This is a genomic window from Streptomyces sp. NPDC014889 (assembly GCF_043081205.1).
Classification (GTDB): Bacteria; Actinomycetota; Actinomycetes; order Streptomycetales; family Streptomycetaceae; genus Streptomyces.
In genome coordinates this window covers 197,667-211,069 of sequence record NZ_JBIBWH010000011.1, presented here as the reverse complement: position 1 = coordinate 211,069, position 13,403 = coordinate 197,667, and the positions used below count along the sequence as shown (strand labels likewise).

Genomic DNA, 13,403 nt, shown 5'->3' with positions numbered 1-13,403 from the left:
GAAGATGTGTAGGTTCTCAGCCTACCGTCCGGCCACCGTCCGGCTACCTTTCGGTGGCAGCGAGCTGACCGCAGGCGCCGTCGATCTCCTGACCACGGGTGTCCCGGACGGTCACCGGCACTCCGTGGGCGGCGATCGCCTCGACGAACGCCTTCTCGTCCTCGGGCCGGGACGCGGTCCACTTCGAGCCGGGCGTCGGGTTCAGCGGGATGAGGTTGACGTGCACGGGCTTGCCCTTGAGCAGCCGGCCGAGCCGGTCGCCGCGCCACGCCTGGTCGTTGATGTCCCGGATCAGCGCGTACTCGATGGACAGCCGGCGCCCGGACCTGGCGGTGTACTCGAATCCTGCGTCGAGGACCTCCCGCACCTTCCACCGCGTGTTGACCGGGACGAGCGTGTCGCGCAGTTCGTCGTCCGGGGCGTGCAGGGAGATGGCGAGCCGGCACTTGAAGCCCTCGTCGGAGAACCGGTGGATGGCCGGCACCAGGCCCACCGTCGAGACGGTGATCCCGCGCTGGGACAGGCCGAGCCCGTCCGGCTCGGGGTCGGTCAGGGCGCGGACGGCGCCGACGACGCGGTTGTAGTTGGCGAGCGGCTCGCCCATGCCCATGAAGACGATGTTCGACAGGCGCGCGGGACCACCGGGGACCTCTCCGTCCCGCAGGGCGCGCATCCCGTCCACGATCTGGTGCACGATCTCGGCGGTGGACAGGTTCCGGTCGAGCCCGGCCTGTCCCGTGGCGCAGAACGGGCAGTTCATGCCGCAGCCCGCCTGCGAGCTGATGCACATGGTCACCCGGTCCGGGTAGCGCATGAGCACCGACTCCACGAGCGTGCCGTCGAACAGCCGCCACAGCGTCTTGCGCGTGGTGCCCTGGTCGGTCGACAGATGCCGCACGACCGTCATCAGCTCCGGGAGCAGCGCCTCCTGGAGCTTGGCGCGGGACCCGGCGGGGATGTCGGTCCACTGCTCCGGGTCGTGCGCGTACCGCGCGAAGTAGTGCTGCGAGAGCTGCTTGGCGCGGAACGGCTTCTCGCCGATCGCGGCGACGGCCTCCTTGCGCTCGGCGGGCGACAGATCGGCAAGGTGCCGCGGCGGCTTCTTGGCACCGCGCGGCGCGACAAAGGTGAGTTCTCCGGGCTTGGGCATGGTGGTACCAGTGTCGCAGATCCACTCGGGTGACCTGCGGCTGTCCGCCCGGACGACTGTCGTCGCTGCCGCAGGGCGCCTGGGGTGGCTAATGCCGGGCCCACTGTCGCAGCTTCCTGATGACACGGTCCTTGTAAAGACGGGTTGCCGAGATTTCGCCCGGGCTCGTCATGAACGCCGTGAGGGGGGTCCATCGCTTACGTCCGTCGCGAGCCGTCCACCTCACCGCGGGGAAGTCCGTGATCTCCAGGATGCCCTCTCGGTCGATTACGCGTGTGCGTAGGTAGCCATGGATCACCAGCCGCGATTGATCGTATGTCACGCTGAGTCGATATCCCCGCACCGCCAAAACAGCGAACCCGATCACGGCCAGACCAGCCGCAAGCCGTGCAACGGCGGTATCGGCTTGCGTCGCGTACGCAATGCAGGCAACCGCCGGAACGGCTCCGAGGCCGGTGTTGGCCTGACGGTTCAGCGTGGCCGGCGATTGCTCCATGAGATTCCTACGGTGGTCGCGTCTCACGAGCCCAGCCGAAAGGCATCGGCGCGCCCTGCGGGATCACCCAAGGATGGGGATAGCGAGCGTGACAACCGGTACAGGGCGCGACGAACGGACCGATCGGGGTTCACACCTAAGGCCTGAAAAGGATTCACCGGGAAATACACAACCGCATGAATACGCACATTGCCGAATACGCCCGGGGATTGATCCGGAAGATGCCGGGAGGCTGGACTGGGCCTGCCTCCCGGCGCTGGCTCCGGTGAGCCGGTCTCAGCCCGTGGTGGTGATCGCGGACGGGACGCACTGCACGCTGTTGATCGTCCCGAGCAGGCCGGTCAGGCCGGACGAGGCGATCGCCGAGCACGCGGACAGCATCGTGGTGCTGGGCTGCGTGGGCTGTGTGGGCTGCGTGCCCTGCTTGTTCATGTCCTCGTCGCGGTCACCGGAGCTCAGGGCGACGTTCGCGCTGCCGGCCCTGTGCATCGTGTCGGCGACGGCCGTCGCGCTCGGGGCCACGTTGAGTGCTACGGCAAGCGCGCCCGCCGTCACGAGCGTGGCGGACCAGATGCGTGAACTACGGATCGTTGTGCGGCTCACAGAGAACCTTCCTCACTTTGCGGGACAAGGCCGCAAGCGGGCGCACTTGGTGCGCTTCTTTCGCGTGTGTGTCACGTCGCCTTCGGCTACGGACGACGCCAGCTTCAGTTCTCGGCGATTGAATTATTACGATTCGACCCGTGTCATAGGCGAAGATCACTCGTGCGGCCTCAATACACTTTCTCGGGCCTGATCACGATTGCCTTTGGCGGCGACGCAAAGCTCCGCCGCAAAGGCAGGATTGCACCGGAACGGCATCGAGCCCCCACCCGTGCGGGGTGGGGGCTCGGTGGACGTGGGCTCACGCGGAGCCGACGAAGAGGACCAGCAGGAGCCAGGCCACCGGTGCGGTGGGCAGCAGGGAGTCGAGGCGGTCCATGATGCCCCCGTGGCCGGGGAGCAGCGTGCCCATGTCCTTGATGCCCAGATCCCGCTTGATCATGGACTCGCCGAGGTCGCCGAGGGTGGCGGTGGCCGCGACCGCGAGGCCGAGCAGCAGGCCCTGCCACCAGACGCCGTCGTCGATCAGGAACTGCATGCACAGCGCGCCGGCCACCATCGCGAAGGCCACCGCGCCCAACAGGCCCTCGCGGGTCTTGCCCGGGCTGATGCGCGGAGCGAGTTTGTGCCGGCCGAAGCGCCAGCCGACGGCGTACGCGCCCGTGTCGCTCACGACCGTGAGCACGAGGAAGGTCAGCACACGGCGCGGACCGTCGTCCGCGGTCAGCATCATCGCGACGAACGTGGCCAGGAACGGCACGTAGAACGCCGCGAAGACACCGGCCGTGACGTCCTTGAGATAGCCCTCCGGCGGTTCCGTCATCCGCCAGACCAGAACCGCGAGCGCCGTCAGCGCCATCGCCACCCAGGCGCCCTCGGCGCCCCGGACGTACCCGGCGATCACCATGGCCGCGCCGCCGACCGCCAGCGGCACGAGCGGCGCCTTGATGCCCTTGCGCTCGTCGAGCCGGCTGGTGAGTTCCCATAGGCCGACCACGACCGCGATCGCGATGACACCCACGAACACGGCCTTGACGACGAACAGCGACACCACGATCACCGCGCCGAGACCGAGGCCGACGCCTATGGCGGCGCCCAGGTCGCGGCCCGCGCTCTTCTTCTGCGGCGCGGGCGCCGGCTGCGGGGCGTCGGGCATGGGCTCCGGATTCTGCGACGCCGTCCCGTGGAAGGACGGTGTCTGCGGCGTGTCGTGGGGCCACGGCTGCGGCGCGTGGTGCGGCTGCCGCGGCGTGTCGCGGAACGAGGCGCCGCCCGGCTGGGCGGCACCCCGGTCGTCATCCTGGTTTCCGCCGTGAGCGGGCGCGTCGGGCACGACGGGCATGGGGCGGGTCCGCTGGGCGTCATGCGCATCGTACGCGGGACCCGCCGGAGCGGCCCCCGGGACGGGTCCCCCCTGATGGGCGGGTGGCCCGTCCGCGGGCCCCCGGTACCCGGCCTGCCGCGGCGCTCCCCAGGAAGTGTCGTCCATCAGACTTCGAGCAGCTCCGCTTCCTTGTGCTTCAGCAGCTCGTCCACCTGCGCCACGTACTTCGCGGTGGTGTCGTCGAGCTCCTTCTCCGCACGACGGCCCTCGTCCTCGCCGACCTCGCCGTCCTTGATCAGCTTGTCGATGGCGTCCTTGGCCTTGCGGCGCACGGAGCGGATGGACACCTTGGCGTCCTCGCCCTTGCCCTTGGCGACCTTGATGTAGTCGCGGCGGCGCTCCTCGGTGAGCTCGGGGAACACCACGCGGATGATGTTGCCGTCGTTGCTCGGGTTGACGCCCAGGTCGGAGTCGCGGATCGCCTGCTCGATGTTGCGCAGCGCGCTCTTGTCGAACGGGGTCACCACGGCCATGCGCGGCTCCGGCACGGAGAACGAGGCCAGCTGGTTGATCGGCGTCGGCGCGCCGTAGTAGTCGGCCACGATCTTGTTGAACATCGCCGGGTGCGCACGGCCGGTGCGGATCGCGGCGAAGTCCTCCTTGGCGACCACGACGGCCTTCTCCATCTTCTCCTCGGCCTCGAGGAGGGTCTCTTCGATCACCACTTGCTCCTGCGTGTCTTGAGTAGGCCCGGCTGCGGTTTCCCTGTCGGGACCGGCGGCCGGCTTCGTCGCGTCTTCTTCCTGCACGGTTCCCGACCGGCAGGACATTGTCCATCCTCCGGCCGGAGTCCGTCCCGTCCGTCGCCCGGACAGGTCTCTTTCCGGCGACCCCCGGTACGGGGTCCGCCGGTCAGTCCCGGCTGCCTTGGTCACCCACAAGCGTGCCGATCTTCTCACCCTTGACGGCGCGGGCGATATTGCCCTCCTTCAGGAGCTCGAAGACGACGATCGCGAGCTTGTTGTCCCGGCACAGCGTGATCGCCGTGGCGTCTGCGACCTTCAGGTCCCGCGTGATGACCTCGCCGTAGCCGAGGGAGTCGAACTTCACGGCGTCCGGGTTGGCCTTCGGGTCGGAGTCGTAAACCCCGTCCACGCCGTTCTTGCCCATGAGCAGCGCCTCGGCGTCGATCTCGAGGGCGCGCTGGGCGGCGGTGGTGTCGGTGGAGAAGTACGGCATGCCCATACCGGCGCCGAAGATGACCACGCGGCCCTTCTCCAGGTGGCGCACGGCGCGCAGCGGGATGTACGGCTCGGCGACCTGGCCCATGGTGATGGCGGTCTGGACCCGGCTGTCGATGCCTTCCTTCTCCAGGAAGTCCTGCAGGGCGAGGCAGTTCATCACGGTGCCGAGCATGCCCATGTAGTCCGAGCGGGCGCGGTCCATGCCGCGCTGCTGGAGTTCGGCACCGCGGAAGAAGTTGCCGCCGCCGATCACGACCGCGATCTGTGCGCCGTCGCGTACGACGGCCGCGATCTCACGGGCGATGGCGTGCACCACGTCCGGGTCGACGCCCAGGCCCCCGCCGCCGGAGAAGGCCTCTCCGGACAGCTTCAGCAGAAACCGGCCGGGTACTTTGCCGTCGTCGCTCTTCTGGGCCTTGGTGGTCATGAGATCCCGCCTCTGTTACGTGGTGCACATGCGAAGAAGGCCATTGCCGGTGGGGCGTGTTTCGCATCCCATGCAGCGGCAATGGCCTCCTCGTCAGATCTGCTGCCGTCCGTCACGCGCGCGTGTGTGGCTGCACACGCGAGCGATGTGGACGACTGCTGTCGACCCTATCGGGGTCGGGGGTCCGTCGCGGTACGGACCGTGGACTCAGATGCCGACCTTGATGCGCGTGAAGCGCTTCAGGGTGACACCGGCCTCGTCCAGGACCTTCTGGACCGACTTCTTGTTGTCCAGGGCGTAGGGCTGGCCGAGCAGCGTCGCGTCCTTGAAGAAGCCGTTCAGACGACCCTCGACGATCTTGGCGATCGCGGCCTCGGGCTTGCCCTCGGCGCGGGTGGTCTCCTCGGCGATACGGCGCTCGGACTCGACGACGTCGGCCGGCACGTCCTCCTTGGCGAGGTACTTCGGCGCGAAGGCGGCGATGTGCTGCGCGACGCCCTTGGCAACGTCGGCGTTCGGCTTGTCAAGCTCGACGAGAACGCCGATCTGCGGGGGCAGGTCGGGCATCGTGCGGTGCATGTACGCGGTCACGAAGCCGTCCGAGAACTGCGCGAAGCGGTCCAGGACGATCTTCTCGCCGAGGTTGGCGTTGGCCTCGTCCACGAACGCCTGCACGGTCTTGCCGGCCTCGATCTCGGAGGCGAGCAGGGCCTCGAGGTCGGCCGGGGAGGACTTGGCGACGTGCTCGGCGATCGCGCGCGCGGCGGCCTGGAACTTCTCGCCCTTGGCGACGAAGTCCGTCTCGCACTTCAGCTCGACGAGGACACCGGAGGAGTTGTCGTCGGCGATGATCGAGACCACGGCGCCGTTCTCGGCGGAGCGGCCCTCGCGCTTGGCGACGCCCTTCTGGCCCTTGATACGGAGCGCCTCGACGGCCTTCTCGACGTTGCCCTCGGCCTCGTCCAGCGCCTTCTTGCAGTCCATCATGCCGGCGCCGGTGAGCTCGCGGAGCTTCTTGACGTCGGCGGCGGTGTAGTTCGCCATGAGTCTGTGAATCTTTCTCGAAGTCTGGAGGATCGAAGATCTGCACGGGTCTGCATCTACATGTAGATGCAGATGCCCGACTCGGTGCTGACCTACGGGTGAACGGCGGGAGCGGACTTCATGTCGCCGCTCCCGCCGTCAACGCTGGCGCTGACGAGTGTCAGGCCTGCTCGCCCTCGGCGGCCGGCGCCTCGGCAGCGGCAGGAGCCTCCGCGGCGGGAGCCTCCGGGGCCTCCTCGGCGGGAGCCTCCGCAGCCGGGGCCTCCGCAGCCGGGGCCTCCGCAGCGGGAGCCTCCGCAGCCGGGGCCTCCTCGGCCTTCTTCTCGCCCTCGAGCAGGTCGCGCTCCCACTCGGCGAGCGGCTCGCCCGCGGCCTTCTCGCCCTTGCCCTCGGTGGCGACACCGGAGCGGGCGATGAGGCCCTCGGCGACCGCGTCGGCGATCACACGGGTGAGCAGAGTGACGGAGCGGATCGCGTCGTCGTTGCCCGGGATCTTGTAGTCGACCTCGTCGGGGTCGCAGTTGGTGTCGAGGATGGCGACGACCGGGATGTTGAGCTTGCGGGCCTCGCCGACCGCGATGTGCTCCTTCTTGGTGTCCACGATCCAGACGGCGCTGGGCACCTTCTGCATCTCGCGGATACCACCGAGGGTCTTCTCCAGCTTGGCCTTCTCGCGGGAGAGGACCAGGAGCTCCTTCTTGGTCAGACCGGAGGCCGCGACGTCCTCGAAGTCGATCTGCTCGAGCTCCTTCAGGCGCTGCAGGCGCTTGTAGACGGTCGAGAAGTTGGTGAGCATGCCGCCCAGCCAGCGCTGGTTGACGAAGGGCATGCCGACGCGGGTGGCCTGCTCGGCGATGGCCTCCTGCGCCTGCTTCTTCGTGCCGACGAACATGACCGTGCCGCCGTGGGCGACGGTCTCCTTGACGAACTCGTAGGCGCGGTCGATGTACGACAGCGACTGGAGCAGGTCGATGATGTAGATGCCGTTGCGCTCGGTGAAGATGAAGCGCTTCATCTTCGGGTTCCAACGGCGGGTCTGGTGACCGAAGTGGACGCCGCTCTCCAGCAGCTCCCGCATCGTGACGACGGCCATGGCCGTACTCCTTGAGTTTCTCGGTTGTGCCGCGGATGCCGGATGGCTTCCGCGCCTGACGCCCTGGTGCGCCGTGCCACGAGGGACCGAGGGGCGCTGACACCGGCCGTCTCCGGTCCGGGTGTCGGGGCGTGCGAAGTCGACCCGGTGACCCGGGTCGCCACCAGAAGTGTACGGGACCCGCGGGGCGCCGGGTGACGCCGCTGTCCACAACGGGTGAGTCGTCCACAGCCTCCGGCCGCCGGCGGCGGGGTGCGGGACGGTGGGCACATGGTTCTGATGCGTGCGACGCGATGGCCGGCCGACGGCGCCCGGCGGGGACGTCTGCCCAGGTGGACGGCGGTGATGGCGGCCTCGGTGGTGCTGGTGACCTCGGTGGCGCTGGTGGCGCTCGCGGCCTCGACGGCACCGGCGGGTTCGGTGGTGTGGACGGCCTGGACGGGTGACGGTCCTGCCGCGCCGGCCGATCCCGGGTCCGGTCCCGGCTCCGGTCCGGGGTCCGCTCCCGGCTCCGGTCCGGGGTCCGGCTCCGGGGCCGAATCCGGGGAAGGTGAGGCCCCGGTACCGGCCGTGGGCCGGGTGTGGCCGGTCGGGGTGCGCCCCGGGGTGCTGCGCGGCTGGGATCCCCCGGCGACGGTCTACGGACCCGGGCACCGGGGCGTGGACCTGGCCGCGCCGCCGGGCGCGCCGGTCCGGGCGGTGGCGGCGGGGCGGGTGTTCTTCGCGGGCCCGGTGGCCGGCAGGGGCGTGGTGTCGATCGAGCTGACGGGCACCGGCGAACCACCGCTTCGGACGACGTACGAGCCGGTGACGGCGTCGGTGAAACAGGGCGACGAGGTGGCGGTGGGCGCCGTCGTCGGCACGGTGGAGGCCACGGGCCGGCACTGCGAGGCTTCGTGCGTCCACTGGGGCCTACTGCGCGGCAGGACCTATCTGAACCCCCTCCTCCTGCTCCCTCCCTGGCTCCTGAACGGGCCGACGAGACTTCTGCCGGTACTGGGGGGCGCCACCGCCCCGGCCGCGGCGGGCGGGGCGAACACACCTCGCCGTGGGCGAGCGTGTCCCGCGCACAAGGCGCGGCACGCCGCCGTCGTCAGGGTCAGCCGCAGACGCCGCGCAGGGCCATTCCGACCGCGGCCTCGGCGATGGCGGCCGGATCCTCCGCGGCGCCCAGCTCGATGCGCCGCACCGCCGCGTCCACGACGCCCTGGAGCAGCATCGCCGCCAGCCGCGGCTGCTCGTGGCCCAGCTCGCCCAGCGCCTCCACGATCATGGCGACGAGTCCGCCGTGGGCGGCCCGGATCTTCTCCCGGGCGCCCCCGTCCAGCTCGCTCGCCGAGATCGCCACGACGGCCCGGTGCCGCCGGTCCCCGACCAGCTCAAGCTGCTTGCGGACATACGCCTCGACCTTGGCCGCCGGCCCGTCGGCGCAGGCCATGGCGGCCTCGACCTCCGCGGCCCAGACCGGGAAGTCGGCCTCGCACAGCTCCTCGACCACGGCCGCCCGCGATCGGAAATACTCGTACACCGACGACCGCGCGAGCCCCGTCCGCTCCGCCAGGGCCGGGAAGGTCAGCGCCTCCGTCCCTCCCTCGGACAGCAGGGTCCGCGCCGCGTCCAGCAGGGCGGCTCGCTGCATCGACCGGTGCTCGGCCACGGAGGCCGCTCGAATCCTTGGCACGTCAACCACTTTACGGACGTGCCACCCGGACCGGGAGTGACTCCGCCCGGGTCAGCGGCCGAAGCCGGCCAGCTTGGCCCTCAGCTGGAGCACCGATTTGGTGTGGATCTGGCTGACCCGGCTCTCGGTCACACCGAGCACGTGGCCGATCTCGGCGAGTGTCAGGCCCTCGTAGTAGTAGAGCATCACGACGGTCTTCTCCCGCTCGGGCAGCGTGTTGATCGCCCGGGCCAGGAACGTGCGCAGCTCCCGGTCCTCGGCCACCTCCACCGGATTGTCGGCGGCGGTGTCCTCCAGCGTGTCCATCAGGCTCAGCCGGTCGCCGCCCTCGCCGCCGACATGGAGCAGCTCCTCCAGCGCCACCACGTTGGCCAGCGACAACTGGCTGAAAACAGCGTGCAGATCGTCGACCGCGATGCCCATCTCGGCGGCCACCTCGACCTCCGTCGGGGTACGCCGCAGCCGGGCCTCCAAGGTCGCGTACGCCCGCTCCACGTTCCGCGCCTTCTGCCGCACCGAGCGGGGGATCCAGTCCAGTGCCCGCAGCTCGTCGATCATCGCGCCGCGGATCCGCGTGATCGCGTAGGTCTCGAACTTGATCTCCCGCTCGATGTCGAACTTCTCGATCGCGTCGATGAGCCCGAAGACCCCGGAGGAGACGAAGTCGGCCTGCTCCACATTGGGTGGCAGGCCGACGCTCACCCGGCCCGCCACGTACTTCACGAGCGGCGAGTAGTGCAGGATCAGCTGCTCCCGCAGCCGGTCGTCCCCCGTCGCCTTGTACGACCGCCACAGCTCCTCGAGCGTCGAAGGAGCGGGCGGCCGCACGCTGCCACCGTCACGGGCGGCTGGGGGGATCGCCGCCCGGTCGGGCCCGGAGGTGTGCTGGGGCATTAGTCGCCTTGTGTCGTTCTGCCCTGGAATGCGGGCGTCTGAGTGATCTGCCGGTCTGAGTCGTTCTGTGGTCCGAACCACGTGAGCGTAGCGTGACTGAAGTGTCGCGGTGCGCTAAGGGCGGGCCGCGAAGCGTGCGCAGATTCGTTCCGCGATACGCCCCGCCGCGCCACTTCAGTCACCCTGAGTGACCACCACGACGCCCAACTGCGGGAATCCCCACCGGTGTCGGGCCTCCCCCGGACGGCCGAACACGCTCGGTCAGCACCGCTCGCGGCCCTCCCGGGCCGAGATCAGCGCCTGGCGTGTCAACTTCCATCCCTCGCCATGTCGTTCGACATAACCCAGGGACCGGAGTTCGTACAGTCTCGCGATCGCGTCGTCCACGGTCGTCCGGGCCCCGCGCGCGATCTCGTCCGGCGTCGCCCCGCCGCACGCCGGCAACGCGGCCAGAACCTGCCGGGCGTCCGGTTCCAGCAGGTCGCGCGGGAGTACGGGACCGCGCCGGTCCGGGGCGAGCTCCCCCATGTCGCCGACGAGTTCGACGACCTCCGCGACATCGGTGACCAGCACCGCCCCGCCGCGCACGAGTTCGTGGACACCGGCGGAGAGCGCGCTGGTGGCCGGGCCGGGCACCCCCATGGTGTGCCGTCCGAGCCGCTGCGCCGCCCGCGCGGTGACCAGCGATCCGCTGCGGTGGGCGGCCTCGACCACCACCGTGCCCCGGGTGAGCGCCGCGATCACCCGGTTGCGGACGATGAACCGGCTCGGGGTCGGGTGGTCACCGGGCGGCAACTCGCCGACCACCAGACCCTGCTGCGCGATCCTGGTGATCAACTCGGTGTGCCCGCGCGGATAGGGCCGGTCGACGCCGCAGGCCAGGACGGCGACGGTGGCGCCGCCCGCGGCGAGCGCCCCGCGGTGGGCGGCGCCGTCGACTCCGTAGGCGCCGCCGGAGACCACGACCCAGCCGTGCTCCGCGAGGCCGGCGGCGAGGGCCGCGGCCATGTGGGCGCCGTACTGGGTGCAGGCGCGGGCACCTACGACCGCGACCGAGCGCAGCGCCCATATCCGCAGGCTGGGCCTGCCGCGCACCCACAGTCCCGTGGGCCGCGCGTCGCCGAGGTCGTCGAGCTGGGCGGGCCACTCGGTGTCCCCGGGCCGCACGAACCGCACCCCGGCCTCCCGCGCCGCGGCGAGGTCCCGTCCGGGCTCGGCCCGTGCCGCCCGGGCGCACAGCCCCGCCCACCGCTTGTCCGACACCCCGGCGAGCCGCGGGGCGCCGTCGCGCAGCCGCCGGGCCACCTCCACCGCCCCGAACTCCCGCAGCCACCGCCCGCCTGCCTCGTCCCCGGGCTCGAGGACCCGGCTCAGGAAGACCCGGGCGAGCAGTTCGCCGTCGTGGGGCGGGACGGTGTTCACACCGGTGCTCCGATGGCCATGGGCACGCCCCGGGGCACTCCGGTGCGCAGTTGCAGGGCCAGGGCGACGTCCGACGCGTCGGGCCGGTCGTGGCCTGCGAGGTCGGCGACCGTCCAGGCGACCCGCAGGACACGGTCGAGTCCCCGCGCGGTGAGGACACCCCGCTCCAGGCCGCGCTCGGCCTCGTCCATGGCACCGGCCGCGGCCTGCCAGCGGCTGCGCAGCTCGCGGCCGGGCACCTCGCTGTTGGTCCGCCACGGCGTGCCCGCGAGCCGGGCCGCCGTGCGTTCCCTGGCGGCCCGCACCCGGTCGGCCACCGCCGCCGTGGTCTCGCCCCCGGCCTCGCGCCGGGCGAGTTCGGAGCGGGTGACCGGGTCGACCTCGACCCGCAGGTCGACCCGGTCGAGCAGCGGCCCGGACAGTCTGGCCTGGTAGCGGCGGACCGCCGAGGGCGGGCACTCGCACAGGGCGTCCCGCAGCGAGAACCGTCCGCAGGGGCAGGGGTTGGATGCGAGCACCATCAGGAACTTCGCCGGGTAGCGCACCACCCCGGCACTGCGGGCGATCACCACATGACCCGCCTCCAGGGGCTGCCGCAGGGCGTCGAGCGCGTGGCTGCTGAACTCGGGGGTCTCGTCCAGGAAGAGCACCCCGCGATGGGCCAGCGACACGGCCCCCGGCCTGGCGACGCCCGGACCGCCCCCGACGAGGGCCTGCATGGTGGCGGAGTGGTGCGGGGCGCAGTAGGGGGCGAGGTCGATCAGCGGTCTGCCCGGCGGCAGGAGTCCGGCCACCGAGTGGATCGCCGTCACCTCCAGGGACTCCCCCCGGGCGAGGCGGGGCAGCAGGGCGGGCAGCCGCTCGGCGAGCATGGTCTTGCCCGCGCCCGGCGGCCCTTCGAGGAACAGGTGGTGCGCCCCGGCCGCGGCGACCTCCACCGCCGTACGGGCCGAGATCTGGCCGACGACGTCGGCGAGGTCGTGCCCCTGGTCCTGCTGGGCGGCGCCCATGCTGTGCATTCCGGCGGCCGCGCCCGTGCCGGGCAGGCGCAGGCCCGCAAGCAGCGGGTCCGGGCGTCCCTGCTCGTCCGGATCCTCCTCGGGCACGGGCTCGTCGGTCAGCACCGCGATCAGCTGCCGCAGGCTGCGGACGCCGAGGACGGAGACGCCGGGCACCAGCGCGGCCTCGGCGGCGGCGCACTCGGGCACGACCATCTGCTCGTACCCGGAGTCGGCGGCGGCCAGCACCGCCGGCAGGATGCCCCTGACCGGACGCACCCGACCGTCCAGGCCGAGCTCCCCGATCATCACGATGTCGGCGAGCACCCGGGGGTCGATCCGTTCGGCGGCGCCGAGCACCGCACAGGCCACGGCCAGGTCGAAACCGCTGCCGGCCTTGGGCACCGAGGCCGGGCTGAGTCCGACGGTGAGCTTCTTCTGCGGCCATTCGCCTCCGGAGTTGACCACCGCGGCCCGCACCCGGTCCCGGCTCTCGGTCAGGCTCTTGTCCGGCAGGCCCACCAGGGTGAAGGCGGCGACGCCCGGTTCCAGGTCGGCCTGGACCTCGACGACCACGCCCTCGACACCGACGAGGGCCACGGAGCACGTACGCGCGAAGCCCATCAGGCGGCCCCCCGTACGTGCTCGACCACGGGGGCGCCGCGCCGCGGCAGCAGGACGCCGACCAGGTCGATGCGGACGCCTCCCGGCGGCACCCCTCCGTGGGACTGGATCCAGCGTTCCGCGAGGCCGCGCAGCCGCTCCGCCTTCTCCGGCGTGACCGCGGCCATCGGATGTTCGAAGAGCCCCTCCCGGCGGGTCTTCACCTCGCAGACGACCAGGACGTCGCCGTCCCGGGCCACGATGTCGATCTCACCGGTCCTGCCGCAGCGCCAGTTGCGCTCCAGGACCGTCATGCCGGCCCCGGTCAGCCGCCGGGCCGCCAGGCCCTCTCCGTACCTGCCGAGCGCGCTTCGTGCGTTCATGTCGGCACCACCTCCGGCGCCCACGGTCACGCATCCGCCCC

General features: G+C 71.2%; 13 protein-coding genes and 1 pseudogene. 1 reads left to right on the top strand and 13 read right to left on the bottom strand.

Annotated features, from left to right (window positions below):
- Positions 1–43: 43 nt before the first annotated feature.
- The 8 genes from rlmN to rpsB form a co-directional block, all read right to left on the bottom strand.
- Positions 44–1,150 (bottom strand): 23S rRNA (adenine(2503)-C(2))-methyltransferase RlmN, encoded by a 1,107-nt coding sequence (gene rlmN, locus ACF09J_RS23280; RefSeq protein WP_392307349.1) that lies wholly within the window; start codon positions 1,148–1,150, stop codon positions 44–46.
- A gap of 88 nt (positions 1,151–1,238) precedes the next feature.
- The gene (locus tag ACF09J_RS23275; RefSeq protein ID WP_392307348.1) at positions 1,239–1,646 is read right to left on the bottom strand and encodes a hypothetical protein; all 408 of its coding nucleotides are present in this window, start codon (positions 1,644–1,646) and stop codon (positions 1,239–1,241) included.
- 276 nt (positions 1,647–1,922) lie between these two features.
- Entirely contained in the window at positions 1,923–2,249 is a 327-nt protein-coding gene (locus tag ACF09J_RS23270) for a hypothetical protein (RefSeq protein ID WP_392307347.1), read from the bottom strand.
- A 301-nt stretch (positions 2,250–2,550) separates the two neighbouring features.
- The gene (locus tag ACF09J_RS23265) at positions 2,551–3,738 is read right to left on the bottom strand and encodes a phosphatidate cytidylyltransferase (RefSeq protein WP_392307346.1); all 1,188 of its coding nucleotides are present in this window, start codon (positions 3,736–3,738) and stop codon (positions 2,551–2,553) included.
- Positions 3,738–4,295 (bottom strand): ribosome recycling factor, encoded by a 558-nt coding sequence (frr, locus tag ACF09J_RS23260; RefSeq protein ID WP_145867003.1) that lies wholly within the window; start codon positions 4,293–4,295, stop codon positions 3,738–3,740. Before frr ends, ACF09J_RS23265 begins: the two co-directional genes overlap by 1 nt.
- A 190-nt stretch (positions 4,296–4,485) precedes the next feature.
- Positions 4,486–5,244, bottom strand: coding sequence for a UMP kinase (gene pyrH / locus ACF09J_RS23255; RefSeq protein WP_358734677.1), 759 nt, complete (start codon positions 5,242–5,244; stop codon positions 4,486–4,488).
- Positions 5,245–5,451: 207 nt separating this feature from the next.
- Positions 5,452–6,288 carry a translation elongation factor Ts gene (tsf, locus tag ACF09J_RS23250; protein WP_392307345.1) on the bottom strand — a complete coding sequence of 279 codons (837 nt, stop codon included), beginning with the start codon at positions 6,286–6,288 and terminating at the stop codon, positions 5,452–5,454.
- A 160-nt stretch (positions 6,289–6,448) separates the two neighbouring features.
- The gene (rpsB, locus tag ACF09J_RS23245) at positions 6,449–7,381 is read right to left on the bottom strand and encodes a 30S ribosomal protein S2 (protein WP_392307344.1); all 933 of its coding nucleotides are present in this window, start codon (positions 7,379–7,381) and stop codon (positions 6,449–6,451) included.
- Between the two features lie 270 nt (positions 7,382–7,651).
- Between rpsB and ACF09J_RS23240 the strand changes: the two are divergent.
- Positions 7,652–8,263: pseudogene (locus ACF09J_RS23240) on the top strand (peptidoglycan DD-metalloendopeptidase family protein); the annotation flags it as partial.
- Between the two features lie 217 nt (positions 8,264–8,480).
- Here the strand turns inward: ACF09J_RS23240 and ACF09J_RS23235 are convergent.
- The 5 genes from ACF09J_RS23235 to ACF09J_RS23215 all read right to left on the bottom strand — a co-directional run bounded on the left by ACF09J_RS23235 (position 8,481) and on the right by ACF09J_RS23215 (position 13,362).
- Positions 8,481–9,038 carry a TetR/AcrR family transcriptional regulator gene (locus ACF09J_RS23235; RefSeq protein WP_392307430.1) on the bottom strand — a complete coding sequence of 186 codons (558 nt, stop codon included), beginning with the start codon at positions 9,036–9,038 and terminating at the stop codon, positions 8,481–8,483.
- Positions 9,039–9,113: 75 nt separating this feature from the next.
- The gene (gene whiG, locus ACF09J_RS23230; protein ID WP_392307343.1) at positions 9,114–9,956 is read right to left on the bottom strand and encodes an RNA polymerase sigma factor WhiG; all 843 of its coding nucleotides are present in this window, start codon (positions 9,954–9,956) and stop codon (positions 9,114–9,116) included.
- A gap of 261 nt (positions 9,957–10,217) precedes the next feature.
- Positions 10,218–11,378 carry a DNA-processing protein DprA gene (dprA, locus tag ACF09J_RS23225; RefSeq protein ID WP_392307342.1) on the bottom strand — a complete coding sequence of 387 codons (1,161 nt, stop codon included), beginning with the start codon at positions 11,376–11,378 and terminating at the stop codon, positions 10,218–10,220.
- Positions 11,375–13,000 (bottom strand): YifB family Mg chelatase-like AAA ATPase, encoded by a 1,626-nt coding sequence (locus ACF09J_RS23220; RefSeq protein ID WP_392307341.1) that lies wholly within the window; start codon positions 12,998–13,000, stop codon positions 11,375–11,377. Before ACF09J_RS23220 ends, dprA begins: the two co-directional genes overlap by 4 nt.
- Positions 13,000–13,362, bottom strand: coding sequence for a YraN family protein (locus ACF09J_RS23215; protein WP_392307340.1), 363 nt, complete (start codon positions 13,360–13,362; stop codon positions 13,000–13,002). Before ACF09J_RS23215 ends, ACF09J_RS23220 begins: the two co-directional genes overlap by 1 nt.
- Between the last annotated feature and the right edge of the window lie 41 nt (positions 13,363–13,403).